This is a genomic window from Stenotrophomonas sp. 116085_Sma, from assembly GCF_056479585.1.
In genome coordinates, this window is record NZ_CM151057.1 from 3,072,957 (window position 1) to 3,097,993 (window position 25,037).

The following is a 25,037-nucleotide window of genomic DNA, read 5'->3' on the forward strand; positions in this document are numbered from 1 at the left end:
GGTGCCTGGGCTCAGGCAACGCCGAGGGCGATGCGGCCCACCGCAAACACACTGACGATCATGCCGAGCACGGCGACGAACTTCACCGCGGTCTGCAGCACCAGGGCCAGCAGCGATTCGTGGATGTAGTCTTCCAGCACGACCTGCATGCCGAGCTGCGCGTGCCAGAACATGGCGATCAGCAGGCCGATCAGCGGCACGGCGTTCCACGGCTTGGCCACGGCGGCGGCGGCGGTCGCGTAGTCCGAGCCCAGCAGGCCCAGCACGAAGACCAGGAACCAGATGCCCAGTGCCACCAGGGCGGCGGCGGTCAGGCGCTGGTGCACGAAGTGCTCGGTGCCGGTCTTGGCCGAACCGAGGCCGCGCACGTTCTTCAACGGGGTACGGAACTTGCTCACGCGGCACCTCCGAACATCACATAGGCCCACACCAGCAGGGTGATCACCAGGCTGCCGATGACCGACAGCCAGCTGCTGCGGATGAAGGCGGGGATGCTGAAACCAATGGCGAAGTCCTGCACGACGTGGCGAATGCCATTGCACAGGTGATAGGCGAACGACCATGTCCACGCGAACAGGAACACGCGGCCATACCAGGCCCCGGCATGGCCGGTGAAGCAGTTCCAGGACTCGGGCCCCATCATCAGGGCCAGCAGGCCGGCAGCGATGATGAGGGCACCAACAGACAGAAAGATGCCAGTAGCTCGATGCAGGATCGAGGTGGCCATCTGAATCTGCCAGCGATACACCTGAAGGTGCGGGGAAAGTGGGCGTTGTCTGGTCGCCATTCGCTGGGCTCGTTGTCTCGGCTGGGCGGCACGCGGCCGCGTTGGCTCAATGCTGATCAGAAATCGATGCAGCGTCCGTTTTTCTCCCAATCGCCATACCGCACCGGATCAAGTCCGCCGCGGCCGCCGAATTCCTCCGCCTTTTCCTGTTCCACGGGCACGGGTGCCGCAGGGACCAGCGGGGCTTCAGATTCGTCGTCGGGAGTGGGGGTTGTTTGGCCTATCATGTTCGGTCTCGCAACGCACAAATTTTAGACCTCGTTCACGTGCCTGACAACCTGCCCCCTGCTTTCGTCGGATATCCGCGCCTGCCCGGCCACCAGCTGCTGAGCCTGCAAGGCCCGGATGCGGCTGTCTTCGCCCACGCCCAGTTCAGCAGCGATGTCACCGCCCTGCCCCTGCAGCACTGGCAGTGGAGTGCCTGGCTGAGCGCCAAGGGCCGCACCCTGGCGGTGTTCCAGCTGCTTCGGCTGGCCGAGGACCACGTGATGCTGGTGCTGGCCGACGGCGATGCCGATGCGATTGCGTCGCAACTGCAGCGCTTCGTGTTCCGTCGCAAGGTGAAGGTGCAGGTGCGCAGCGATCTGGCCGTGGCCGGCGCGTTCACTGCGCCGGAGGCCGCCAGCGGCGCCGCGATTGCGCACGCTGCAGCGGACGACTGGGAACTGGATCTGGGCAGCGACGCACTGCCGCGCACCCTGCGAATTGGCGCCGCTGATGCCTTTGCCGCCGGCAGCGAAACCGATGAGGCCGCTTTCGCCCTGGCTTGGCGCCAGTCCGACCTGCGCTACGGCCTTCCGCGGCTGGAGGAAAGCCAGCGCGAAGTGTGGACCCCGCAGCAGCTGGGCCTGGACCGCCTGAACGGCTACAGCGTGAAGAAGGGCTGCTACCCGGGCCAGGAAATCGTTGCCCGCACCCACTTCCTCGGCAAGGCCAAGCGTGCGGTGCAGTTGCTTCAGACAGCCGCACCGGCGCAGGCCGGCGATGGCGTGCAGCAGGACGGCGCCGCGTTGGGCACGATTGCCAGCGTGGCCGGTGAGCTGGCGCTGGCGGTCTTGCCACTGGAGGCCGGCGACGCCGAGCTGCAGGTGGGTGGCGCCGTGGCGCAGCGCGTGCCGTTGCTGGATGGCCTGGCACGCTGAGGTTCACGCCGGGCACGGCCCGGCGCTACCGCTTCATCCACGCATGGCGTCGATCTACTGAACCCACCTTCTGTAGAGCCGAACCCATGCTCGGCTTCTCCATGAAATACAGCCGAGCGTGGGCTCGGCTCTACAGGGTCAGAGGCGCTCGCCGGTTTCCGCGTTGAAGAAATGCAGGCCCTGCGGGTGGATCGCTACGCGGATGTCCTCGCCCACCGCAGGCAACGCCTGCGGCGCCACGCGCATGGTCAGCGCGTGCTGGCCACTGCTGAGGTTGACGAATATCTCGTTGCCGACCGGTTCGATGCCTTCAATGCGCGCGCTGAACGCATGCGCATCGTCGGCGGTCGCCGGCTGCAGGTGCTCTGGACGCACGCCCACCGCGATCGGCTTCTGCAGCCACGCCGGATCGATCGTGGCCTGGCCCAGCGGTGCACGCCAGTCGCCGTCGACCACGGTCACGCCACCGGCGTCGCCCTGCAGCGTGCCACGCAGCACGTTCATCGCCGGGCTGCCGAGGAAACCGGCCACGAACAGGTTGGCCGGGCGGTCGTACAGCGCCATCGGCGTATCGATCTGCTGGATGATGCCGTCCTTCAGCACCACGATGCGCTGGCCCAGGGTCATCGCTTCCACCTGGTCGTGGGTCACGTAGATCATCGTGGTGCCCAGCTTGCGGTGCAGCTGCGCGATCTCGGTGCGCACGCTGTGGCGCAGCTTGGCGTCGAGGTTGGACAGCGGCTCGTCCAGCAGGAACACCGCCGGCTCGCGCACCAGCGCACGGCCCAGTGCCACGCGCTGGCGCTGGCCACCGGACATCGCCTTGGGAAGCTTGTCCATCATCTCGGTCAGGCCCAGCGTCTGCGCCGCCTCGGCGATGCGCTTGTCGATGGTGGCCTTGTCATGGCCGCGCAACTTCAGGCCGAAGGCCAGGTTCTCGGCCACGGTCATATGCGGGTACAGCGCGTAGCTCTGGAACACCATGGCGATGTCGCGGTCCTTCGGCGCCACGTCGTTGACCACGCGGTCGCCGATGCTCAGCGTGCCGCCGCTGATCTCCTCCAGGCCAGCCACCATCCGCAGCAGGGTCGACTTGCCACAGCCGGACGGGCCGACCAGCACCATCAGCTCGCCATCGGCGACCTCGAAGGTGGCGTCCTTCACCGCGACCTGGCCGTTGTCATAGACCTTGCGCACACCCTGCAACTGCACTTTTGCCATATCACCTATCCGGTCCGCCCGAAGCCGGGCTGTCTTTTGGGACTGCCTCGGCCCTCCCGATGGCAGTGATGATTGCGCGCTTGCCGCATGACGGCGAGCACTGCAATCGAATACAGTTGCCCATTCTGCCATGTAAACGTTTTCACGTGGCACTATCCGATGATCGGTGCGCACCGATCTGCGTCGGCGGTGGAACGAAGCTTCCGCCGAGGCAGTGGTTTCGAATGGAACGGTCTTCCGGTGCCCGGTAGAACGCCCCTGACGAACCTCGGACAGGCAGTTGCGCGGATGTCCCCCGAACCCAGCCATGAAGCGATTGACAACGATGTCACCCGGATCTGAAACTCGAGCGATGCACGACACCCTCTTCCTGTTCGGTGCCACAGGTGATCTGGCCCAGCGCTACCTGTTCCCTTCGCTGCTTCGCCTGCTTGGCGACGGCCTGCTGCCGGAGGACTTCCGCATCCGTGCGCTGGCCCTGTCCGGGCATGACACCGAAGCCTTCCATGACATCCTGCGCCCGCGCCTGCAGCAGGCCATGCCGATGGCCTCGCAGGACGACATCAACGGCCTGCTGCGCCGCATTGACTACCGTTCGGTCGACCTGCGCGACGTCGACTCGGTCGCCGCCGCGGTCTCCGACCTGGTGCACCGCAAGTGCGTCAGCTACCTGGCCATTCCGCCGGGCCTGTACATCTCCACCTGCGAAGGCCTGGCCAAGGGCGGCGCCCTCGCCGCGCCGGCGCGCCTGATGCTGGAAAAGCCGATCGGCAGCGACAGCGAGAGCGCCGAGGAGATCATCTCCACCATCGGCCAGTGGATCGACGAGGACCGCGTGTTCCGCCTCGACCACTACCTGGGCAAGGCGGCGGTGCAGAACCTGATCGCGCTGCGCTTCGGCAACACGCTGCTGGAAGCGGTGTGGAACCGCAACTACATCGAATCGGTGCACATCCTGGTGGCCGAGAGTGAAGGCGTGGATGGCCGCGATGCCTATTACGCCCGTTCCGGTGCGCTGCGCGACATGGTGCAGAGCCATATCCTGCAGCTGCTGTGCATGGTGGCGATGGAGCCGCCTGCCTCGCTGGAAGCCGACCGCATCCGCGACGAGAAGGTCAAGGTACTGCGTGCGCTGCGTCCGCTCGATGCCAGGCACGCCGCGCGTGACAGCATCCGTGGCCGCTACACCGCCGGCAGCATCAACGGCCAGCCGGCCCAGGCCTACCAGCCGCCGGAAGGCAGCGACGTGGAAACCTTCGCCGGCGTCACCGCGCATATCGACAACTGGCGCTGGAGCGGCGTGCCGTTCCACCTGGTCACCGGCAAGCGCCTGCCCGAACGCACCACCCGCGTGGTGGTCACGCTGAAGCCGGTCACCCACTGGCTGTTCGAGCGCCCGCAGCGTGCGCAGGCCGCGCCGAACCGCCTGGTATTCCAGCTGCAGCCGCAGGAGAACATCGAACTGGGCCTGATGAGCAGCCTGGCCGGCCCGGAATGGGGCGCGCTGGAACTGCATCCGCTGGAACTGGAACTGTCGGTGCCGACCGGCCTTCATCGCCGCATCGCCTACGAACGCCTGTTCCTGGACGCCTTCAACGGCAACCACACCCTGTTCGTGCGCGACGACGAAGTGCGTGCCGCCTGGGCGTGGATCGACAGCGTGGCCGATGCCTGGAAGGCGGCCAAGCTGCCGCTCGAACCCTACCCCGCTGGCCAGTGGGGCCCGAGCAGCGCAACGGAGTTCCTGCCGCAGGGCGTGGACGCACCGGACAGCGGAGCCTCGGCATGAGTGCCAGCTCGCAGCCGGTTCTGGTCGCCGACATCGGTGGCACCAATGCGCGCTTCGCCCTGGCCGACACCTCGCTGGACGCGCCATTGCTGAAGGAGAGCATCCGCGAATACGCAGTGACGGAGTTCCCGTCGCTGGGGGATGCCGCGCACCACCACCTGGAACAGATCGGTGCCACCGCAAGCCGCGGCGTGTTCGCGGTTGCCGGGCGTGTCGACGGCGACGAGGCACGCATCACCAATCATCCGTGGGTGATCTCGCGCAGCCGTACCGCAGCAATGCTGAGCTTAAACGAACTGCACCTGATCAACGACTTCGCCGCACAGGCGATGGCGATTTCATTGCTGCAACCCGACGACGTGGTCCAGGTGGGCGGTGCCGCCTGGGTGCCGGGCAAGCCGGGCCAACCGCGCAACTACGCGGTGATCGGGCCGGGTACCGGCCTCGGTGTCGGTGGTCTGATCCTGCGTCACGGCCGCTGCTATCCGCTGGAAACCGAAGGCGGCCATGTAAGCTTCCCACCGGGTACTCCGGAAGAGATCCGCATCCTGGAGATCCTCTCCGAGCAGTTCGGGCGCGTCTCCAACGAGCGGCTGATCTGCGGCCCCGGCCTGGTCAACATCCATCGCGCGGTGTGCGAGATGGCCGGCATCGATCCGGGCCAGCTGCAACCGGTGGACGTGACCGCCCGCGCCCTGCATGGCGATCCGCAGGCAATGCGCACCGTCGATGTGTTCTGCGCGGTGTTCGGCGCCATTGCCGGCGACCTGGTACTGACCCAAGGCGCCTGGGACGGCGTGTTCCTGACCGGCGGACTGACCCCGAAGATGCTCGATTCACTGCAGCACTCCGGGTTCCGCCAGCGCTTCGAACACAAGGGGCGGTTCTCTTCGATCATGGCGCGGGTTCCGTCGCTGGCCGTGATGCATCCTCACGCCGGGCTGCTGGGCGCCGCTGCCTATGCCGCCGACGCCGAACGTGACGCACCAGGAGTTGCCGCATGAGCCCCACCTTCCACGACGACCGCATCGATTTCATCCACCACGGCGATGCCGATGGCTGGATCGAAGCGGTAGCCGCCGAGATGGCGCAGACCCTCAACCACGACATCAATGAAGTGGGCCGCGCGCGCATCCTGCTGTCCGGTGGCACCACGCCGGCACCGGTGTATCAGGCGCTGGCCGAACTGGACGTGCACTGGGACCGGGTTGAAGTGAGCCTGGCCGACGAGCGCTGGCTGTCGCCGCAGGATCGCGACAGCAATGCCTGGCTGGTGCGCGAACACCTGCTCAAGCGCGCCGAGGGTGCCCACTTCGATCCGCTTGTGCGGATCGGCAAGCCGCTGCCGGAATGCGTCTACACCGCCAACCTGCAGGCCCAGCACAGCCAACCGCCGAGCCTGGTGGCACTTGGCATGGGCAACGACGGCCACACCGCCTCGCTGTTCCCGGGTTCGAAGGACCTGGCCCGTGCACTGGAAAGCACCCTGCCCTACGCAGCGCTGGATGCCACCGGCTGCCCGGGCGCGAACCAGTGGCCGCTGCGCATCACGCTGACCCCGCACGGCCTGCGCCAGTGCCGCCAGCGCCTGCTGCTGCTGCGCGGCAAGCAGAAGCTGCAGGTGCTGCGCCAGGCGCTGGATAGCAACAACGCCCAGCAGTACCCGATCCTCAATGCGATCAACCTGGACGGCGCGCGCCTGCGCGTCCACTGGGCTGATTGATGTCGGCGGCGGCGCATGCCGCCGCTTGCCTCTCGCCACCACGAACGCCGGTAGCCAATGAGCCTCCATCCGCAACTGCAAGCCATCACTGAGCGCGTCATCCGCCGCAGCGCCGCCTCGCGTGCCGCCTATCTGGCCGCGATCGACGCCTCCCTGCGCGAGGGCCCGTTCCGCAGCCGCCTGAGCTGCGGCAACCTCGCCCACGGATTCGCCGCCTGCGGCGGCACCGACAAGAGCCGCCTGCGCGGTGGCGTGACGCCGAACCTGGGCATCATCACCGCCTACAACGACATGCTGTCGGCGCACCAGCCGTTCGAAACCTATCCCGAGCAGATCCGCGAGATCGCCCGCGAACTGGGCGCCACCGCGCAGGTGGCCGGCGGCGTGCCGGCGATGTGCGACGGCGTCACCCAGGGCCGTGGCGGCATGGAACTGTCGCTGTTCTCGCGCGATGTGATCGCACAGGCGACCGCCATCGGGCTCAGCCATGACATGTTCGACACCACCGTCTACCTCGGCGTGTGCGACAAGATCGTGCCGGGCCTGCTGATCGGTGCGCTGGCCTTCGGCCACCTGCCGGCGGTGTTCGTGCCGGCCGGCCCGATGACCCCGGGCATCCCGAACAAGCAGAAAGCCGAAGTCCGCGAGCGCTATGCTGCCGGCGAAGCCACCCGCGAAGAACTGCTGGAAGCCGAGTCCGCCTCGTACCACGGCGCCGGCACCTGCACCTTCTACGGCACCGCCAATTCCAACCAGGTACTGCTGGAAGCGATGGGCGTGCAGCTGCCGGGTGCGTCGTTCGTCAACCCGGGCACGCCGCTGCGCGATGCACTGACCCGCGAAGCCACCGAACGCGCGCTGGACATCACCGCGCTGGGCGATGACTTCCGTCCGCTGGGCCGCATCATCGACGAGCGCGCGATCATCAACGCGGTCATCGCGCTGATGGCCACCGGCGGTTCGACCAACCACACCATCCATTGGATCGCGGTGGCACGTGCCGCCGGCATCGTGCTGACCTGGGACGATTTCGACGAGCTGTCGCAGCTGATCCCACTGCTGGCCCGCGTCTATCCGAACGGCGATGCCGACGTGAACCGTTTCGCTGCGGCCGGCGGCCCGGCGTTCGTGTTCGGCGAGCTGATCAAGGCCGGCCTGATGCACGGCGACCTCGTGAGCGTGGCGCGCGGCGGCATGGCCGACTACGCGCGCGAACCGCAGCTGCGCGACGGCCAGCTGGTCTACCTGCCAGGCCTGGAACGCAGCGCCGATGACGAAGTGGTGCGCGGTGTCGACAACCCGTTCGAACACCAAGGTGGCCTGCGCCTGCTGCGCGGCAACCTGGGCAAGTCGCTGATCAAGCTGTCGGCGGTGAAGCCGCAGTACCGCACGATCGAAGCACCGGCGGTGGTGGTGGATGCACCGCAGGTGTTGAACAAGCTGCACGCCGGTGGCCTGCTGCCGCAGGATTTCGTGGCGGTGGTGCGCTACCAGGGCCCGCGTGCCAACGGCATGCCGGAACTGCATTCGCTGGCGCCGCTGCTGGGCCTGCTGCAGAACCAGGGCCGGCGCGTGGCGCTGGTCACCGACGGCCGCCTGTCCGGCGCCTCGGGCAAGATCCCGGCGGCCATCCATGTGACGCCGGAAGCGGCGCGTGGTGGCCCGCTTGCCAAGGTGCGCGAAGGCGACATGATCCGCTTGGATGGCGAGGCTGGCACGCTGGAAGTGCTGGTGGATGCGGCGGAATGGGCCGCACGTTCGCTGGCACCGAACACCGCGCCGGCCGCGCATGATCTGGGCCGCAATCTGTTCGCGATCAACCGTCGCGTGGTGGGTCCGGCGGACCAGGGGGCGATCTCGATTTCGTGCGGGCCGGCGGCGGCCGATGGCGGGCCGTGGGATTACGACGCGGAGTATGAGCTGGGGCACGATGCGGCCGCGGCGGCGGCGCCGCATGAGGCGAAGGACGCCTGAAGCGAAAAGCCGCGGCAGGCTTCCCGGCCTGTGCAGTAGAGCGCCCTGGCCGGGACACGCCGTAAACCCATCCATGGGGGCTCGATCGCGGCATCCATGCCGCTCACGGTCCCGGCCAGGGCGCTCTACTGCCCTTGGACAATTCCCGGCGCGTCATCTGCGCTGCGGCCACTGAATCAAGAAGAGCAAAGGCAAGGGCAAAAGCATGGGTATCGAACAACATCAGGTGAAGGCGGCGGAGCTGTTGCATGCGGCGGGCATCCTGCCGGTGGTGACGATTCATACGCTGGACCAGGCGCGGGCGGTCAGTGCGGCGCTGCTGGAAGGTGGTTTGCCGGCCATCGAGCTGACGCTGCGGACGCCGGTGGCGATGGAAGCGCTGGCGATGCTCAAGCGTGAGCTGCCGGATGTGGTGGTGGGCGCGGGCACGGTGCTGACCGTGGAGCAGATGCAGCAGTCCATCGACGCGGGTGCGGATTTCCTGGTGACCCCGGGTACGCCGCCAGCGCTGGCGGATGCACTGGCCGCTGCTCCGCTGCCGGTGGTACCGGGCGCGGCCACGCCGACCGAGCTGCTGTCGCTCTACGCGCGCGGCTTCCGCGTGTGCAAGCTGTTCCCGGCCACGGCCGTAGGCGGGCTGGCAATGATCAAGGGCCTGGCCGGCCCGGTCGCCGACCTCAAGCTGTGCCCGACCGGTGGCATCACCGAAAATACCGCTGCCGAGTACCTTGAGCAGAAGAACGTGGTCTGCATCGGTGGTTCGTGGATGGTGCCGGGCAACTGGATCGCCGACGGCGAATGGGACAAGGTGCGCGCCAGCGCCGCCGACGCCGCGAAGATCATCAAGCGCGTACGCGGCCACTGACAAGAGGATCGGGGTCAGAGCCCTTTCCGTCGGGAAAGGGATCCGACCCCAAGCTACGACCGCGCGCAGCGCGCGACCCGCTCCTGCTCTTCCTTCTTCATTCCGCGGTGGACGCGCACGGAAACTGTCCGTGGCCCTGCGGAGGGATTGCGCAGGGGCGTAAGCGCCATGGATGGCGCGCCCGAGCCTCCAGGGATGGATTCACGGCATCCCCTGCGCAATCCCTCCGCAGGGCCAACCACACGAATCCTGCCGCACACCGCGAGGGGCTCAGCCGTTGGCCGAACCCCTTACAGCGGCCGTGCCGGATCCACCAGCCCGTACTGGCTGGCCATCCGCGCCAACGCGATGTTGTCGTGGATCCCCATCTTCTCGAACAGCCGCGCCTTGTGCGTGTTGACCGTCTTCGCACTCAGGCTCAGGCGCCGCGCGATGTCTTCCTGGCGCAGGCCCTGGGTCAGCAACAGCGCCACCTCAAGCTCGCGCGGCGACAGGTTGTCGAACGGCGAACCATTGCCTTCCACCGTCGACAGCGCCAGATTCTGCGCGATGCTGGTGCCCAGGTAGCGACGACCGGCCGCCACATCACGCACCGCACGCAGCAGTTCCTGCGCATCGCAGCCCTTGCCGATGTAACCGGCCGCGCCGGCTTCGAGCAGGCGCTTGGGCAGCGGGCCGTCTTCCAGTACCGACACGATCACCACGCGGGTGTTGCGGTGGCTGCGGACGATGCGCTCGGCCACTTCCATGCCGCTCACGCCCGGCAGATGCAGGTCGCACAGCACCACGTCCGGCAACAGCTGTCGGACCTCGCGCAGTGCGTCCTCACCGGTCTCGGCTTCGCCCACCACCTCGATGTCGGTTTCCCCCGACAGAATCATCTTCATACCGGTGCGGACCAGTGCGTGGTCATCCACCAGGTAGACTCGAATCGTCATTCACGTACCTCTTCGAATGCGGCCATTGCAGGTCAAGCTAGGCAGGGTGCCGATACCCTGCAAGCGCGTCCGGAATGTGGCGCCGGCGATCTGCCTTGCGCATCACATAACCGCGCGTTGTGCTTGCCCCTGTCTTGCAGAACCTGCTGCAACGAAACAACTGATCTATCACGTAGACGTCCCTCAAGGGCCATCCACGTCAAACCCCCTGTGGTGGTGCTTCGCTGGCCTTCGCTGGCGGCGGGCCGTGACGTCGCCAAGGGTGCCGGCGACTGAACATGACCAGATAGCACCCTACCACCCAAACCAGCGCGGCACACCATCCGGCCAGGATGTCGGAGGGGTAATGCACCCCCAGGTAGACCCGCGACACGCTGACCAGCAGGCTGAACGCGGGTGCCAGCATCAGGACCGGCCAGCGCCAGCGGGTGTTCCAGGCCAGCAGCACCAGGGTCACCGCCAGGGTCATCGAGCCCATCGCGTGCCCGCTGGGGAAGCTGAACGTCGACTCCGGCGCAATCGATTCCCACAGGCTGGGGCGCTGGCGCTGGAAGAACTGCTTGCTGCCCATGTTCAGCAGCGCCGATCCCACGAAGCTGACCGCGACGAAGGTCGCCTCGCGCCAGCGCCGGAAGCCCAGCAGCGCGCCGATGATCAGCACGTCGGCCGGGATCAGGAACCACTCGTAGCCCAGTTTCGAGATGAGCACGAAGAAACGGTCCAGCCACGGCGAATGCAGACCATGCATCTGCCACAGCAGGGGCGCGTCGAAATGGAACGATTCAAACTCGTGCACTTCGTCCGCCAGGGCAACAAAGCCTGCCAACGGCAGCAGTAGGCCACCGAACAACAGGACCAGGCGCCAGGCGTTGCGCGCCATCCAGTGGCGGAAGCCGGAGGCGGACTCCGGTGCGGCGAGGATCGCAGGCTTATCCGGCGCTTCGGACATATTTGTGTTCGACGTAATCGTCGATCAGGGCGACGAACTCCTGGGCGATGTTGTCGCCGCGCAGGGTCACCTTCTTCTCGCCATCAACGAATACCGGTGCCGCAGGCGTCTCACCCGTGCCCGGCAGCGAGATGCCAATGTTGGCGTGACGCGACTCGCCCGGCCCGTTGACGATGCAGCCCATCACCGCCAGGGTCATGTTTTCCGCACCCGGGTGGTGGATCTTCCACAGCGGCATCTTCTCGCGCACGTGGTTCTGCACCACCTTGGCCAACTCCTGGAAGAATTCGGAGGTGGTGCGGCCGCAACCAGGGCAGGCCGTGACAAGCGGCGTGAAGGCACGCTGGCCGGTGGTCTGCAGCAGCTCCTGGGCGACGATCACTTCCTGCGTGCGCGACTGGCCCGGTTCCGGGGTCAGCGAGATGCGGATGGTGTCACCGATGCCTTCCTGCAGCAGCACGCTCAGCGCCGCGGACGATGCCACGATGCCCTTGCTGCCGATACCCGCTTCGGTCAGGCCCAGATGCAGGGCGAAGTCGGAGCGCTGGGCCAGGTCGCGGTACACCGCGATCAGCTCCTGCACGCCACTGACCTTGGCCGACAGCACGATGCGATCGCGCGGCAGGCCCAGCTCCACTGCCTGCTCGGCCGAATCCAGCGCCGAGCGGATCAGCGCCTCGCGCAGCACGCGGCCGGCGTCCCAGGGCTGTTCGCGCAGGTTGTTCTCGTCCATCAGCTTCGCCGCCAGGGCCTGGTCCAGCGAGCCCCAGTTGGCGCCGATGCGCACCGGCTTGTTGTAGCGGATCGCGAACTCGATCAGCTGGGCGAACTGCAGGTCCTTCTTCTTGCCGAAGCCGACGTTGCCCGGGTTGATGCGGTACTTGGCCAGCGCTTCGGCACACGCCGGCTCGGCGGTCAGCAACTGATGGCCGTTGTAGTGGAAGTCACCGATCAGCGGTACATCGATACCCATCATCGCCAGCTTCTCGACGATGCGCGGAATCGCCGCAGCGGCTTCAACGGTGTTGACGGTCAACCGCACCATCTCCGAACCGGAACGCCACAGCTCGGCCACCTGCTTCACGCTGGAGGCGACATCGGAAGTGTCGGTATTGGTCATCGACTGCACCACCACCGGCTTGCCCCCGCCTACGGTGACCCCGCCGATCTGCACGGCATGGGTCTGGCGGCGGGGCCAGGAGGTGGCATCGGAGGGCGGAGTCGGGCGGGTGACGGCGTCGTGCATGGGCGCATTCTACCGCCCGCCCCCGCATTCGGGGTGACTCGCATTCAGCCGGCGGCACGGCTGCGGCCTATTGTCGCAGGCACGCTCGCCCGTGAACGCATACGATGAGCGTGCATGACCGGTCCCGACGCCCCGTTTCTCCGTACCCTGTGCAGCCTGCGCTGGCTTGCCGTGGGCGGCCAGGCCGCCACCATCCTGGTCGCCACCTGGGTGCTGGGCCTGCCGTTGCCGCAGCTGCCACTGTGGGCCGGCGTGGCCGTACTGACCCTGTTCAACATCTACACCCAGCTGCGCCCGGAAGCGGCTGATACCGCGCCCCTGACCGCGTTCGGCCACATCCTGGTGGACGTGATCATCCTGACCTGGATGGTCGGCTGGAGCGGTGGCATGGCCAATCCGTTCAGCTCGCTGTTCCTGATCCTGATCGCGCTGGCTGCGTTCGCCCTGCCCCTGCGCTGGGCGCTGGCGGTGGCACTGGCCTGCCTGCTCGGCTATGCCAGCAGTGGCATCTTCGGCCAGCCGCTGCCGGACGGTTACTTCCGCGCGCAGGACCTCAACCGCTGGGGCGTGGTCGCCAACTTCCTGATCTCCGCAGCGGTGGTGCTGGCCTTCTCGACCCGGCTGGCCCTTGCGCTGCGCCAGCGCGAACTGGAACTGTCGGCCCTGCGCGAGCGCTTCGCACGCAACGAGGGCATCGTCGCCCTGGCCACTCATGCCGCCTCGGTGGCCCATGAACTGAACACACCGCTTGCGACCATGACCCTGCTTGCCGACGATGTGGCCGAGCGCAGCGAAGAACCGGAAGTGCGCGAGGACATGGAAACGCTGCGCGAACTGCTGGTGCAGTGCCGCGAGCGCGTGCTGGCGCTGGCCGCACCGGCCTCGGCCGATGCACCCGGACGCAGCCATTCCAGCGCCCAGCAGGTGCTGGAGCAATGGCGGCTGGTGCGCCCGACCATCGACCTGCACCGCAACGACGATGCGCCGCTGCGGTTGCCGCTGGACCCGGGCGTGGGCCACCTGCTGATGGTGCTGCTGAACAATGCCGCCGATGCTGGTGAACAGGCCGGCCGGCCGCGCGTGGACCTGGACCTGCGCATCGAAGGCGACGATCTGATCGGCGAAGTACGCGACTACGGCCACGGCTTCAACGCGCGCGCCGCGGTACTGCCGGGCAAGCTGTTCGGCAGCAGCAAGAGTGAAGGCATGGGGGTCGGCCTGGCCCTGTCCCATGCCACGATCGAACGCCTCGACGGCGAGATGTGGATGCGCCCGGCCCAAGGGGCCGGCAGCCGCGTCGGCTTCCGCCTGCCGCTGGCCCCACGCGAGGAAACCCCATGAGCGCCTCAACCCTCGGCCTGCTGGTCGACGACGACGAACTGTACCTGCGCACCCTGCAGCGCAGCCTGGCCCGCAAGGGGCTTGAAACCCAGACCGCGCAGGATGCCGCCAGCGCGCTGGCATTGGCCCGCCAGCACCCGCCGGCGTTCGCCCTGATCGACCTGAAGCTGGGCAGCGACTCCGGCCTGGCACTGATCCAACCGTTGCGCGCCCTGCGCGCGGACATGCGGATCCTGCTGGTGACCGGCTACGCCAGCATCGCCACCGCGGTGGAAGCGATCAAGCTCGGGGCCGACGACTACCTGCCGAAGCCGGCCACGGTACCGATGATCCTGCGCGCCCTGGGCGAGGAGGATGACGGCCCGGCCGACGACGGCGAAATGGAAGTGCCCGATGCGATGACGCCGATCAGCCGCCTGCAGTGGGAACACATCCAGCAGGCGATGCACGAAACCGGAGGCAACGTATCAGCGGCCGCACGCCTGCTCGGCATGCACCGGCGTTCGCTGCAGCGCAAGCTGGCCAAGCGACCCAGCCCGGAACGCGACCCGAGCCGGTGACACGGCGTCGCCTCCGCCGGGCATGGCCCGGCGCTACCGGATTGTAGAGTCGAGCATGGCTCGACCCTACAGGGGGCGTCAGCGCTTCAGCTGCGCGAGGATCTCGCGGGTCATCGGATCGGCTACCGCCACATCCTCGCCCTGCAGCGCCGGCAACAGGCCGCTGGCCAGCTGCTTGCCCAGTTCAACACCGAACTGGTCGAAGGCGTTGATGTTCCAGATCACCGACTGCACGTACACGGCGTGTTCGTACATGGCGATCAACGCACCCAGCGCCTGCGGGGTCAGCGCGTCGAGCAGGATCAGCGTGCTCGGGCGCCCTCCCGGATAATCGCGATGCGGGTCGTCGCTGCTCTGGCCATTGGCCAGCGCTTCGGTCTGCGCCAGCAGGTTGGCCAGCAGCGCCTGGTGATTGATCGTGTACGGATCATCGTTGTGCACGCAGCCGATGAAATCGGCCGGCACGACGCTGGTGCCCTGGTGCAGCGCCTGGAAGAAGCTGTGCTGCACGTCGGTACCTGCCCCGCCCCACCACACCGGCACGGTATCGGTGGTGACCGGCTGGCCATCACGCTGCACGCGCTTGCCCAGGCTTTCCATCACCAGCTGCTGCAGGTAGGCCGGCAGCAGCGCCAGGCGCTGGTCGTAGGTCATCACCGCGTGCGTGGCATGGCCCAGCACGTTGCGGTTCCAGATGTCAGTCAGGCCATGCAGCACCGGCAGGTTGCGCTCCAGCGGCGCGTCCAGCGCGTGCGCATCCATCTGCGCGGCGCCGTCCAGCAGCTGCTCGAAACGCTCGAAACCGATGGCCAGCGCAATCGGGAAACCAACCGCCGACCACAACGAATAACGGCCACCGACCCAATCCCACATCGGCAGCACGCGATCGGCGGCGATGGCGAAGGCCTTGGCCGCACGCTCCGGGTTGGCGCTGACCGCGTACAGGCGCTCGCTGCCACCCAGCCAGTCGTGCAGGATCTGCCCGTTGAGCAGGGTTTCCTGGGTGCCGAAGGTCTTGGAAATGAGGATGCCGGCGGTCCTGGCCGGACCCAGCGTGGCCAGCGTGCGCTGCATGGCGGCGCCGTCCACGTTCGACACGAAATGCACGCGCAGGCGCGCACCGCTGACCGGGCGCAGCGCATCGGCGACCAGGCGCGGACCGAGATCGGAACCACCGATGCCGACGCTGACCACGTCGGTGACGCCGCTGTCTTCCAGCGCGCGCACCAGCACACCCATGCGCTGGCGGATTTCGCGCGCGGTGGCATAGGCCTCGGCCGCCACCGGCGCATCGACCACGTCGCCGCGCAGTGCGGTGTGCAGTGCGGCGCGACCTTCGGTCAGGTTGACCTGCTCACCACGGAACAGGCGCGTGATGGCACCGCCGACATCACGTTCGGCGGCCAAAGCCAGCAATGCCTGCAACGCCGCGGCATCGTATTTCTGCCGGGCGAAGTTGACGTACAACGGACCGACCCGCAGCGCCAGGTCCTGCACGCGGCCGGGTTCGGCGGCGAGGAGGCTGGGGATGCTTGCGCCCTTCAGGCGCTGGGCGTGGGAATGCAGCGAGTCGAATCCGTTGTTCGTTGTCATGCGGCCTGGGTCGGGATCGTGTCGTTGGTGTGGGTGATCTGGTTCTTGCCATCAACGTACACCAGCTTCGGCTTGAAGCTGTCGGCTTCCTGCTCGGTCATGCTGGCGAACGCGGCGATGATGATGATGTCACCGACCTGCACGTGGCGCGCGGCGCCACCGTTGAGCGAGACAACGCCGCTGCCGGCTTCGGCGCGGATGGCATAGGTCGAGAAGCGCGCACCGTTGGTCACGTCCCAGATGTGCACCTGCTCGAACTCGCGGATGCCGGTGGCAGCCAGCAGGTTGTCATCGATGGCGATCGAGCCTTCGTAGTTCAGCTCGGAATGGGTGACGGTGGCGCGGTGGATCTTGGTCTTGAGCAGGGACAGGTGCATGGGGGCGCTGCAACGGCAAAGGAAAGAGCGGATTCTAGCACCCGCTTGGCCATCGTCAGGGGTCTGCGGCAGGACGCTGAAGGCCGTTCAGGTGCCCTCGCCCGGCGGCATTGCCGGAGCGCGGCCGGAGGCACCCTCCAGCCAGAGGCGGAACACCGCATGGAAGGCCAGCCCGGCAACCAGGCCGAGGCCACCCGCCGCCAGCACCATCAAGGCGTAGCTGATCACATCGAAGGTATCGACATAGCGCAGGCGGTGCAGCAGGGGGCCCTGGGTTTCACCCGGCCAGCCGCAGGTGGCCATCGCCAGCGCGCCAAGGCCAAAGCCGGCCAGCACGAAACCGGCCCGGCGCAGGCGTCGCTGAGAATGCTGGATCAATGCCATCGGCAGCAGCACGGCAATCGCATTGCAGGCTGCCAGCACGAACATCAGCCCCCCACCGGTGAGCGCAGGCATCGGCGTACGCCTGAATTCAAGCGCGAACAACAGGCCGCCAAACAGCTGGGCCGGCAGCATGCCGGCCGCCAGCACCGCCAGGATCGAGGCCTGGGCGAGGCGGCCCGCGTCAGTGTCCGGTTCCTTCATTTCCAGTCTCCCGTCCGTGGGATGGTGAGAGGCGCCCCGCGGGGCGCCCAGGAGCCAGGTGCGGCTCAGAATTCCAGGTTGTCGATCAGGCGCGTCGTGCCCAGGCGCGCGGCGATCAGCGCCACGCGGCCGCCGCCATCGAAGGTCGGCTCAGCCAGTTCGGGCGTGCGCAGCACCGCGTAGTCGACCTGGAAACCAGCCGCCTGCAGCGCGGCCGTGGCGTCGGCCTCGATCTGCGCCCGCGTGTACCCGGCCACGTAGCCTTCGCGCATGCCCAGCAGCGTGCGGTGGATGGTCGTCGCAACCGGGCGCTGTTCTGCGCTGAGGTACTGGTTGCGGGAACTCTTGGCCAGGCCGTCCTCGTCGCGCACGATCTCGGCGCCGACGATCTGGATGGGGAACGACAGCTCAGCCACCATCTGCCTGATCACGGCCAGCTGCTGGTAGTCCTTGCGGCCGAACACGGCCACATCCGGCTGCACCTGCAGGAACAGGCGCGCCACCACCGTGCAGACGCCATCGAAGTGGCCCGGGCGGCTGGCGCCTTCCAGCACCTCGCTCACGCCCGGCGTGTGCATCTGCGTGGTCTTGTCCACGCCCAGCGGGTACATGGCCTCGACGCTGGGCAACCACACCGCGTCGCAGCCGACCTGCTCCAGCCCGGCCACGTCGGCCTCGGGCGTGCGCGGGTAGCGGTTGAAGTCTTCGTTCGGCCCGAACTGGGTCGGGTTGACGAAGATGCTCGCCACCACCCTGTCGGCGTACTGGCGGGCCAGGGTCACCAGCGAATGGTGGCCACCGTGCAGATTGCCCATGGTCGGCACCAGCGCCACGCGCAGGCCTTCGCGCTTCCACTGGGCGATCTGCCCGCGCAGCGCGCCGAGCTCGTTGAAGGTCTGGATCATTGAGCGTAGGCGTGCTGTTCGTCGGGGAAGCTGCCGTCGCGCACGGCGTCGGCATAGGCGCGGGTGGCACCGGCCACCGAGCCGCCTTCGGCAAGGAAATCCTTGACGAACTTGGGGCGGCGATGGCCACTGTCCAGGCCGAGGAAATCGTGCAGCACCAGCACCTGGCCGTCGCACTGCGGGCCGGCACCGATGCCGATGGTCGGCACATCCACCGCCGCGGTCACTTCCGCAGCGACCGGGGTCGGCACGCATTCGAGCACCATGATGCTGGCGCCGGCGGCGGCCACCGCCCTGGCATCTTCCACCAGCTGGCGCGCGGCATCGCCACGGCCCTGGATCTTGAAGCCGCCCAGGCGCAATACCGACTGCGGGGTCAGGCCCAGATGGGCGCAGACCGGAATCTCGCGCTCGACCAGGTAGCGGATGATGTCGACCTTGAAGCCGGCACCTTCGATCTTGACCATCTCGGCACCGGCCTGCAGCAGCTGCAGCGAGGCATCCAGCGCGCGTTCCGGGGTGGCATCGGCACCGAACGGCAGGTCGGCCACCAGCAGCGCGCGCTGCAGCACGCGGGCCACGGCGCGGGTGTGGTAGACCATGTCGGCCACAGTCACCGGCAGGGTCGAATCATGGCCCTGCACGACCATGCCCAGCGAATCGCCGATCAGGATCAGGTCGATGCCATTGGCATCGAAGGTGCGGGCGAAGCCAGCGTCGTAGGCGGTCAACATGACCAGCTTCTGGCCGTTGCGCTTGGCCTCGGCCAGGGCGGGAACGGTCCAGGGCTTGCTGTCTGCGTGGGTGCTCATGTGCTGATAACCGGGGGAGATAACCCGGGCATTATCACCCTATCGGCGCGATCCCGCAGGCATCCACCCGCATCACTGCATCCCGCACGCGGCCATGCCCGGGAATGGCCAGATCCGGCGCGATTTCGGCCAGCGGCACCAACACGAAGGCACGCTCGTGCATGTAAGGGTGCGGTACCTGCAGGCCGGGCTGGTCGAGCACCTGCGCGCCATACAGCAGCAGGTCCAGGTCCAGCGCGCGCGGCCCCCAGTGCACCGCCGCGTCACGCACGCGACCAAAGCGCTGCTCCAGCGCCAGCATCGCCTGCAGCAGTTCATCGGCTGCCAGTGACGTTTCGACCGCGGCCACCGCGTTCACGAACGGTGGCTGGTCTTCATTGCCCCAGGCCGGCGTTACGTACAGGCGCGAGGCCTGCAGCACGCGTGTCCCGGGCAGGCCGTCCAGCGCGGTGATCGCCGCGCCGACAGTCGTGGCCGCATCGCCGAGGTTGGCGCCGAGGCCGATCCACGCAGGCGTCATTGCTTATTCGCCAGCTGCACCGGCCGAGGCACCCGGACGGCGACGACGACGGCGCCGCTTGCGCGGTGCTCCGTTCTCGTCATCGCCCTCTTCGCTGTGCATCGCATCCAGCGACGATTCCAGCTCGCGGCCGGACTGGGCCTGTGCCTCACGCCAGAATTCAACATCGGCAGCGTGCTCGGCCGAGGCCACCTGGCGCAGGCTGAGGAAGTCGAACGCGGCGCGGAAGCGCGGGTGCGTGAGCGTACGGAATACGCGCTTGCGCTGGCGCGAGCCGAAGCGCGACTGCAGCAGCCAGATTTCCTGCATCGGCAGCGAGAAGCGGCGCGGCAATGCGATGGTGCTCAGCTGCTGCACGGTCACACGGTCGGCAGCACGACGCTGCGCCTCCTCCGGTGCCACGCCCTGCTTGAGCAGGGTCGCCTGCGCGCGGCAGAACGCCGGCCACAGCAGCAGCGCGAACAGGAACGCGGGCGAGACCGGCTCGTCATTGGCCACGCGCGCATCGGTGTTGGCCAGGCCCTCGACCAGCATGCGGCGCAGCGCGCCGGTGCGGTTGGACTTCAGCGCCTTGGCACTTTCCGGGAACAGCACGTCGAGCAGGCCGTAACGCTCCAGGCCTTCGAAGCTGGCCACGCCGTGCCCGGACAGGAACAGCTTCAGCACTTCCTCGAACAGGCGTGCCGGCGCGGCTTCGTTGAGCAGGCCGGCCAGCTGCGGGATCGGCGCGGCGGTGCCCTCTTCGATCTGGAAGCCGAGCTTGGCCGCCAGGCGCACGGCGCGCAGCATGCGTACCGGGTCTTCCTGGTAGCGCTGTACCGGGTCGCCGATGAGTTTCATCAGGCGCGCCTGCACGTCTTCGAAGCCGCCGGTGTAGTCACGCACCGAGAAGTCCTCGATGGCGTAGTACAGGGCGTTGCAGGTGAAGTCGCGGCGGATGGCGTCGTCTTCGATGGTGCCGTACACGTTGTCGCGCACGAGCATGCCGTTTTCCATCTCGCGGTCGCCGCTGCCGTCATCGCTGTTGGCGCGGAAGGTGGCGACTTCGATGATCTCGCGGCCGAACACAACGTGGGCGAGGCGGAACCGGCGGCCGATCAGGCGGCAGTTGCGGAACAGCTGCTTGACCTGTTCGGGCGTGGCGTCGGTGGCCACGTCGAAATCCTTGGGTTGGCCATTGACCAGCAGGTCGCGCACCGCGCCGCCGACAAGGTAGGCGCCGAAGCCGGCATCGCGCAGGCGATAAAGCACGCGCAGGGCGTTCGGGCTGATGTCCTTGCGGGAGATCGTGTGCTGGTCGCGCGGGATGACGCGCAGGCTGAACGGTGATGTAGCAGAGGAAATGATGTTGGCGCTTCCGGTTGAAGTTTCGGGATTGCCCAATGGCATCGAGGTGCATATACTAGCGCTCCTGCCTCGGCAGCGACACAGTTACGCTCCCTTCGTCTAGTGGTTAGGACGTGGCCCTCTCAAGGCTAAAACAGGGGTTCGAGTCCCCTAGGGAGCGCCAGTCGCCGCAGCAGGAACCGAAAAAGCCCGCCTTGTGCGGGCTTTTCTGTTTTCCGGGATTGCAGTGATTGCGGTCGGGTTGGTCGCTGTGGCGCCTGCCTGTTCCTGCGTTTGAGGGGGCGGGCCACCCTGGCCTGGACACGCAAAAGCCCATCCATGGTGCTCGATGGCGCCTTGCTCGCGTGCGCTGTCCTGCGCACGCGGCAAGACCAGGGTTGGGCTCCTGCCCAACCCGTCGGGCGCATGCGCCCAACCCATGGCGCCAACGGTCCAGTCAAGGGTGACCCGCCCCCTCCTGACAGTTTCCTGTGACGGCGGCACGAACAGCCTCGCCCCTCCGCAGCCAATTCAATCCCGACGCGCAGGCCTGCGTCCGCCACCCGCAATGTGTCGAGAGGCGGCAGGCCAGCCGATCCAGGACCGTTGGCGCCAAGGATGGCGCCATCGAGCCCCCATGGATGGGTTTACGGCGTGTCCTGGATCGGCTGGCCTGCCGCCTCCCCTCGTAACAGGGAGGCGCTGAAAAGGTGAGCGACGTCAGCCTTCCATCTGCTCCAACTCCTTGCCCTTGGTCTCGCGCACGTAGCGGACCACGAAGAAGATCGAGAGGATGGCCGCCACCGTATAGATGCCATAGGCACCGGCCAGGCCGATGCCGGCCAGCAGCATCGGGAAGGTCACGGTGATCGCGAAATTCGAGGTCCACTGCGCCGCACCGGCAACGGCCAACGCCGGGCCGCGGATCTGGTTCGGGAACATCTCGCCCAGCATCACCCACATCACCGGGCCCCAGGACATGTTGAAGAACACCACGTAGACATTGGCCGCGACCAGCGCCAGCCGGCCCATGCCGTCGGACAGCTGCAGGCGACCGTAGGCCAGGCTGCCGCTGGCGAAGGCCACCACCATCAGCACCAGCGCCACCGACATGCCGACCGAGCCGATCCACAGCAGCGGCTTGCGCCCGATGCGGTCGATCAACAGCACCGTCAGCAGGCAGGCGCCGATGCTCAGCGCACCGGACAGCACGTTGATCAACAGCGCGTCACTTTCCGAGAAGCCGACCGCCTGCCACAGCACTGCGCCGTAGTAGAACACCACGTTGATGCCGACCAGCTGCTGGAACATCGCCAGGCCGATGCCGACCCAGAGGATCGGGCGCAGCTTGCCGGTGACCTTGTCGTGCAGGTCGGCGAAGCGCGGCTTGTGCTGGTCCTGGGCCAGGCTGGCCTCGATCTCGGCCAGCTTGGTCGCGGCCGTGCCCTCACCATACAGGCGCGACAGCACCGCCCTCGCCTGCTCCGGGCGCCCCTTCACGACCAGGAAGCGCGGACTTTCGGGAATCACCAGCAACAGCAGCAGGAACAGCCCCGAGGGCAGCGCCTGCATCCAGAACATCCAGCGCCAGGCCTCCTGGCCCAGCCACAACGGCTCGGTCGAGGCCCCGGCTGCACGGGCCAGCAGGTAGTTGCTGAGGAACGCCGCGAACAGGCCGCAGATGATCGCCATCTGCTGCACGGTGGCCAGACGCCCGCGATAGCGCGCCGAGGCCACCTCCGCGATGTAGGCCGGCGACATCACGCTGGCCGCCCCCACCGCGAAGCCGCCCAGCACGCGTGCAGCAATGAACAGCCAGGAGGCGTGGGCAGCACCGGCGCCCAGCGCCGACACCAGGAACATCAGTGCCGACACGATCAGCACGCCACGACGGCCCAGGCGATCCCCCAGCCAGCCGGCCAGGAAGGCACCGATCGCGCACCCCAGCAGCATCGAAGCGACTTCAAAACCGAGCGCCGCCTCGCTGGAGTTGAAGGCCTGGCGAAGGCCGTCGACCGTGCCATTGATGACACCACTGTCGAAGCCGAACAGGAATCCACCAAGGGTGGCCACGCAGCTGATCAGGACGATGAATGCAGTGTTCTCACCGCCGTGGGGCGCGGTGCCGGGCTGGGCTTGGGACATGGACGATCCTGCTGGGAAGGGAATCCGGCCACGATGGGTGACCGATCGCCCCGCAGCGTCGCACAGGCCCTGCCCTGCCGCCAATGACCACCACGGCCGCGCCTGCCAGGCGCCCGATTTCCGCCCTGCGCCGACACCGGGGGCCAACCTGTTCTAGAATTGGCGGGTTCAGGAATCGATCCACCTCCAGCCCATGCCCTTTGTCGTCACCGAAAACTGCATCAAGTGCAAACACACCGATTGCGTGGAAGTGTGCCCCGTGGATTGCTTCCACGAAGGCCCGAACTTCCTGGTGATCGACCCGGATGAGTGCATCGACTGCACCCTCTGCGAGCCGGAGTGCCCGGTCAATGCGATCTTCCCGGAGGACGATGTCCCCGCCGGCCAGGAAGGCTTCGTCGCCCTCAACGCCGAACTGGCGAAAGAATGGCCGGTGCTGACCGTGCGCAAGGACCCGCCGGCCGACGCCGGCGAATGGGATGGCAAGCCGGACAAGCTGAAGCTGCTGGAGCGCTGAGGCGCAAGCAGCAGCAACGAAAAAGGGCGCCTTGGGCGCCCTTTTCCATTTCCGGTAGCGCCGGGCCATGCCCGGCGGATCCTGGGCCGCGCTTCACGCTCGCCGGGCATGGCCCGGCGCTACCCAAGGCAGGTGCGGACCAAGGCCCACACCCAGCGAGCTGGCTGGCCCTTACTGCGCCAGCTTCGCCTTCAGCGCGGCGATCAGCTTCACCGGCGCTTCGGCGGTGGCCGGCAGGCCACGCGGGTCGACCGCGGAGATGTAGGCACCGGCATCGACGGCGACCACGCGGACCAGGAAGTTGCTGCCTTCGTAGGCCACGTCGTAAGAGCCGAGCAGCTGGGCGCGGCTGGCGATGGTCACGCCCTGCACGCCTTCCAGCGCGGTACCGACCTTGGCGAAGGCCTCATCCTTGCCACCGGCAATGGTGAAGCCGGTGTTGCCAACGGCCGGAGCCGCGGCCGCCGGCGCTGCCGGCTTGGTGGCCGAAACCAGCGCCGGCACCTTGTTGTCACCGGTCGTGGCCGGCAGGTTCAGGTCCGGCGGAACTTCCAGCGGGCGCATTTCCGGGGCCAGGGCGTAGTCGCCCTTGACGCCACGCTTGAAGCAACCGGTGGTGCCGGCCGCAACAGCTACAGCAAGCAGGGCGTAGGACAGCACGCGGACAGTGGAAACGGATTGACGCATGTGAATCTCCTGGGTCAGACCAAGACGAAAGGTCAGTGGCTGGAAAGGGCTTCGAGGGCGGCGATGTCGCCGGCAAGATGGTCGGCAGCCGCATGGTGCGGCGCCGACAGCGGCAGCAGCGGCAGGCGCAGGTCGTGGCCGATGCCGATACGGCGCAGCAGCGCCTTGACCGGAATCGGGTTCGGCTCGACACCGCAGAAGTCATGGAACGGCTGCAGGCGCGCGTCCCAGGACCCGGTGGCTTCATGGTCGTGGGCGGCGGCCAGCTCGCACATCCGGCGGTAGGCGCCCGGAAGCACGTTGGAACCGACCGAGATCAAGCCATCGACACCGGCCTGGATCGACCGGGCCGCCGTGCCGTCGTCACCGCTGAGCACGGCGAACTGCGGGCTGCGCAGGGCCAGCAGCGCCTGCACCCGGCCGGTGTCGCCCACCGCCTCCTTGATGCCGACGATGTTGGGATGGCTGGCCAGTTCGGCCACGGTCTCCGGCTGCATGTCGCAACCGGTACGGCCGGGCACGTTGTACAGCACGACCGGCAACCCACCCTGGTCGGCCACCGCTCGGTAGTGCGCGATCAGGCCGGCCTGGGTCGGCCGCACGTATGGCGGGGTGACCACCAGCGCGTGGCTGGCACCGAGTGCAGCGGCGCGGCGGGTCTGTTCGATGGTTTTGGCGGTGCCCGACAGGCCGGTACCGGCGATGACCGGAATGCGGCCGCCGATGCGCTCGACCGCGCTGGCAAGCAGCAGGTCGTACTCGGCATCGGTGAGCGTTGCCGCTTCGCCGGTCGAGCCGGCAACGACAACGCCGTGGACGCGACCTTCCAGTTGCAGGTGCAGCAGGCGCTGCCAACCGTCGGGATCGAGGGCGCCGTCGGCCCGGAACGGGGTCGCCAGCGCGGTGATGAGGCCGGAAAGGGACAAGGACGTGCTGCTCTTGGCTGGAAAGGGAAAACGCCCGCCACGAAAGGCCGGGGGCGACCTGAATGTTACTTGCGGCGCGAAAGCACGGGCAAGTATGCTGGACACCGGT

26 protein-coding genes and 1 tRNA gene are annotated in these 25,037 nt (G+C 67.5%); 10 read left to right on the forward strand and 17 right to left on the reverse strand.

Going from position 1 to position 25,037, the window contains the following annotated elements:
* Positions 1–11 precede the first annotated feature (11 nt).
* Genes sdhD through ACZK0Z_RS14355 form a run of 3 tightly spaced genes read right to left on the reverse strand, consistent with a single transcriptional unit; the run spans position 12 to position 1,014 of the window.
* Complete coding sequence (gene sdhD, locus ACZK0Z_RS14345) at positions 12–398, reverse strand: succinate dehydrogenase, hydrophobic membrane anchor protein (protein ID WP_049400952.1); 387 nt, start codon at positions 396–398, stop codon at positions 12–14.
* Positions 395–787 carry a succinate dehydrogenase, cytochrome b556 subunit gene (gene sdhC, locus ACZK0Z_RS14350; protein ID WP_005416132.1) on the reverse strand — a complete coding sequence of 131 codons (393 nt, stop codon included), beginning with the start codon at positions 785–787 and terminating at the stop codon, positions 395–397. Before sdhC ends, sdhD begins: the two co-directional genes overlap by 4 nt.
* A gap of 56 nt (positions 788–843) precedes the next feature.
* Positions 844–1,014: a DUF1674 domain-containing protein gene (locus tag ACZK0Z_RS14355; RefSeq protein WP_005409075.1), complete on the reverse strand. Its 171-nt coding sequence runs from the start codon at positions 1,012–1,014 to the stop codon at positions 844–846.
* A 39-nt stretch (positions 1,015–1,053) separates the two neighbouring features.
* On the opposite strand from ACZK0Z_RS14355, the gene ygfZ reads away from it, so the two are divergent.
* Entirely contained in the window at positions 1,054–1,929 is an 876-nt protein-coding gene (gene ygfZ / locus ACZK0Z_RS14360) for a CAF17-like 4Fe-4S cluster assembly/insertion protein YgfZ (protein ID WP_197633519.1), read from the forward strand.
* Positions 1,930–2,067: 138 nt separating this feature from the next.
* Here ygfZ and ACZK0Z_RS14365 read toward each other — a convergent pair whose 3' ends face one another.
* Positions 2,068–3,150: an ABC transporter ATP-binding protein gene (locus ACZK0Z_RS14365; RefSeq protein ID WP_049429310.1), complete on the reverse strand. Its 1,083-nt coding sequence runs from the start codon at positions 3,148–3,150 to the stop codon at positions 2,068–2,070.
* A gap of 352 nt (positions 3,151–3,502) precedes the next feature.
* Between ACZK0Z_RS14365 and zwf the strand changes: the two genes are divergently transcribed.
* The 5 genes from zwf to eda all read left to right on the forward strand — a co-directional run bounded on the left by zwf (position 3,503) and on the right by eda (position 9,501).
* On the forward strand, positions 3,503–4,939 hold the full coding sequence (zwf, locus tag ACZK0Z_RS14370) for a glucose-6-phosphate dehydrogenase (protein ID WP_197633518.1): 1,437 nt from the start codon (positions 3,503–3,505) through the stop codon (positions 4,937–4,939).
* Entirely contained in the window at positions 4,936–5,943 is a 1,008-nt protein-coding gene (gene glk / locus ACZK0Z_RS14375) for a glucokinase (protein WP_197633517.1), read from the forward strand. Before zwf ends, glk begins: the two co-directional genes overlap by 4 nt.
* Complete coding sequence (gene pgl / locus ACZK0Z_RS14380; RefSeq protein WP_049429313.1) at positions 5,940–6,662, forward strand: 6-phosphogluconolactonase; 723 nt, start codon at positions 5,940–5,942, stop codon at positions 6,660–6,662. Before glk ends, pgl begins: the two co-directional genes overlap by 4 nt.
* A gap of 57 nt (positions 6,663–6,719) precedes the next feature.
* Positions 6,720–8,636 (forward strand): phosphogluconate dehydratase, encoded by a 1,917-nt coding sequence (edd, locus tag ACZK0Z_RS14385; protein WP_049429314.1) that lies wholly within the window; start codon positions 6,720–6,722, stop codon positions 8,634–8,636.
* A 205-nt stretch (positions 8,637–8,841) separates the two neighbouring features.
* A complete protein-coding gene (gene eda / locus ACZK0Z_RS14390) occupies positions 8,842–9,501 on the forward strand; it encodes a bifunctional 4-hydroxy-2-oxoglutarate aldolase/2-dehydro-3-deoxy-phosphogluconate aldolase (RefSeq protein ID WP_049429315.1) in 660 nt (219 codons plus the stop codon).
* Positions 9,502–9,791: 290 nt separating this feature from the next.
* On the opposite strand, the gene ACZK0Z_RS14395 is transcribed toward eda, so the two are convergent.
* From ACZK0Z_RS14395 to ispG, 3 genes are all read right to left on the reverse strand, one after another.
* Positions 9,792–10,439, reverse strand: a complete 648-nt coding sequence (locus tag ACZK0Z_RS14395) for a response regulator (protein WP_197633516.1) — start codon at positions 10,437–10,439, stop codon at positions 9,792–9,794.
* Between the two features lie 199 nt (positions 10,440–10,638).
* Positions 10,639–11,388: a phosphatase PAP2 family protein gene (locus ACZK0Z_RS14400; RefSeq protein ID WP_049429316.1), complete on the reverse strand. Its 750-nt coding sequence runs from the start codon at positions 11,386–11,388 to the stop codon at positions 10,639–10,641.
* Positions 11,369–12,634, reverse strand: a complete 1,266-nt coding sequence (gene ispG, locus ACZK0Z_RS14405; RefSeq protein ID WP_197633515.1) for a flavodoxin-dependent (E)-4-hydroxy-3-methylbut-2-enyl-diphosphate synthase — start codon at positions 12,632–12,634, stop codon at positions 11,369–11,371. Before ispG ends, ACZK0Z_RS14400 begins: the two co-directional genes overlap by 20 nt.
* Before the next feature lie 114 nt (positions 12,635–12,748).
* On the opposite strand from ispG, the gene ACZK0Z_RS14410 reads away from it, so the two are divergent.
* Both ACZK0Z_RS14410 and ACZK0Z_RS14415 read left to right on the forward strand, forming a co-directional pair.
* Positions 12,749–13,975 carry an ATP-binding protein gene (locus ACZK0Z_RS14410; RefSeq protein ID WP_197633514.1) on the forward strand — a complete coding sequence of 409 codons (1,227 nt, stop codon included), beginning with the start codon at positions 12,749–12,751 and terminating at the stop codon, positions 13,973–13,975.
* Positions 13,972–14,535 carry a response regulator transcription factor gene (locus tag ACZK0Z_RS14415; RefSeq protein WP_005409063.1) on the forward strand — a complete coding sequence of 188 codons (564 nt, stop codon included), beginning with the start codon at positions 13,972–13,974 and terminating at the stop codon, positions 14,533–14,535. Before ACZK0Z_RS14410 ends, ACZK0Z_RS14415 begins: the two co-directional genes overlap by 4 nt.
* Before the next feature lie 78 nt (positions 14,536–14,613).
* Here ACZK0Z_RS14415 and pgi read toward each other — a convergent pair whose 3' ends face one another.
* The 7 genes from pgi to pcnB form a co-directional block, all read right to left on the reverse strand.
* Positions 14,614–16,128 carry a glucose-6-phosphate isomerase gene (gene pgi / locus ACZK0Z_RS14420; RefSeq protein WP_197633513.1) on the reverse strand — a complete coding sequence of 505 codons (1,515 nt, stop codon included), beginning with the start codon at positions 16,126–16,128 and terminating at the stop codon, positions 14,614–14,616.
* Entirely contained in the window at positions 16,125–16,505 is a 381-nt protein-coding gene (panD, locus tag ACZK0Z_RS14425) for an aspartate 1-decarboxylase (protein ID WP_005409061.1), read from the reverse strand. The genes pgi and panD overlap by 4 nt, the downstream gene beginning before the upstream one ends.
* 87 nt (positions 16,506–16,592) lie before the next feature.
* A complete protein-coding gene (locus tag ACZK0Z_RS14430) occupies positions 16,593–17,090 on the reverse strand; it encodes a hypothetical protein (RefSeq protein WP_049431726.1) in 498 nt (165 codons plus the stop codon).
* A 65-nt stretch (positions 17,091–17,155) separates the two neighbouring features.
* Entirely contained in the window at positions 17,156–17,995 is an 840-nt protein-coding gene (gene panC, locus ACZK0Z_RS14435; RefSeq protein ID WP_049431728.1) for a pantoate--beta-alanine ligase, read from the reverse strand.
* Positions 17,992–18,807: a 3-methyl-2-oxobutanoate hydroxymethyltransferase gene (panB, locus tag ACZK0Z_RS14440; protein ID WP_049423510.1), complete on the reverse strand. Its 816-nt coding sequence runs from the start codon at positions 18,805–18,807 to the stop codon at positions 17,992–17,994. Before panB ends, panC begins: the two co-directional genes overlap by 4 nt.
* Positions 18,808–18,841: 34 nt before the next feature.
* Positions 18,842–19,327 carry a 2-amino-4-hydroxy-6-hydroxymethyldihydropteridine diphosphokinase gene (gene folK, locus ACZK0Z_RS14445; RefSeq protein WP_049431731.1) on the reverse strand — a complete coding sequence of 162 codons (486 nt, stop codon included), beginning with the start codon at positions 19,325–19,327 and terminating at the stop codon, positions 18,842–18,844.
* A gap of 3 nt (positions 19,328–19,330) precedes the next feature.
* Complete coding sequence (pcnB, locus tag ACZK0Z_RS14450; RefSeq protein ID WP_049431734.1) at positions 19,331–20,710, reverse strand: polynucleotide adenylyltransferase PcnB; 1,380 nt, start codon at positions 20,708–20,710, stop codon at positions 19,331–19,333.
* Positions 20,711–20,762: 52 nt separating this feature from the next.
* Here pcnB and ACZK0Z_RS14455 point away from each other — a divergent pair.
* A tRNA-Glu gene (locus ACZK0Z_RS14455) sits at positions 20,763–20,837 on the forward strand.
* Positions 20,838–21,373: 536 nt separating this feature from the next.
* Here the strand turns inward: ACZK0Z_RS14455 and ACZK0Z_RS14460 are convergent.
* On the reverse strand, positions 21,374–22,798 hold the full coding sequence (locus ACZK0Z_RS14460) for a sugar porter family MFS transporter (RefSeq protein WP_197633512.1): 1,425 nt from the start codon (positions 22,796–22,798) through the stop codon (positions 21,374–21,376).
* Between the two features lie 193 nt (positions 22,799–22,991).
* Between ACZK0Z_RS14460 and fdxA the strand changes: the two genes are divergently transcribed.
* On the forward strand, positions 22,992–23,315 hold the full coding sequence (gene fdxA, locus ACZK0Z_RS14465) for a ferredoxin FdxA (RefSeq protein ID WP_005409054.1): 324 nt from the start codon (positions 22,992–22,994) through the stop codon (positions 23,313–23,315).
* A gap of 171 nt (positions 23,316–23,486) precedes the next feature.
* On the opposite strand, the gene ACZK0Z_RS14470 is transcribed toward fdxA, so the two are convergent.
* Together ACZK0Z_RS14470 and dapA are read right to left on the reverse strand one after the other, a co-directional pair.
* Entirely contained in the window at positions 23,487–24,002 is a 516-nt protein-coding gene (locus ACZK0Z_RS14470; RefSeq protein ID WP_049430669.1) for a hypothetical protein, read from the reverse strand.
* 32 nt (positions 24,003–24,034) lie between these two features.
* On the reverse strand, positions 24,035–24,928 hold the full coding sequence (gene dapA / locus ACZK0Z_RS14475) for a 4-hydroxy-tetrahydrodipicolinate synthase (protein ID WP_049430670.1): 894 nt from the start codon (positions 24,926–24,928) through the stop codon (positions 24,035–24,037).
* Between the last annotated feature and the right edge of the window lie 109 nt (positions 24,929–25,037).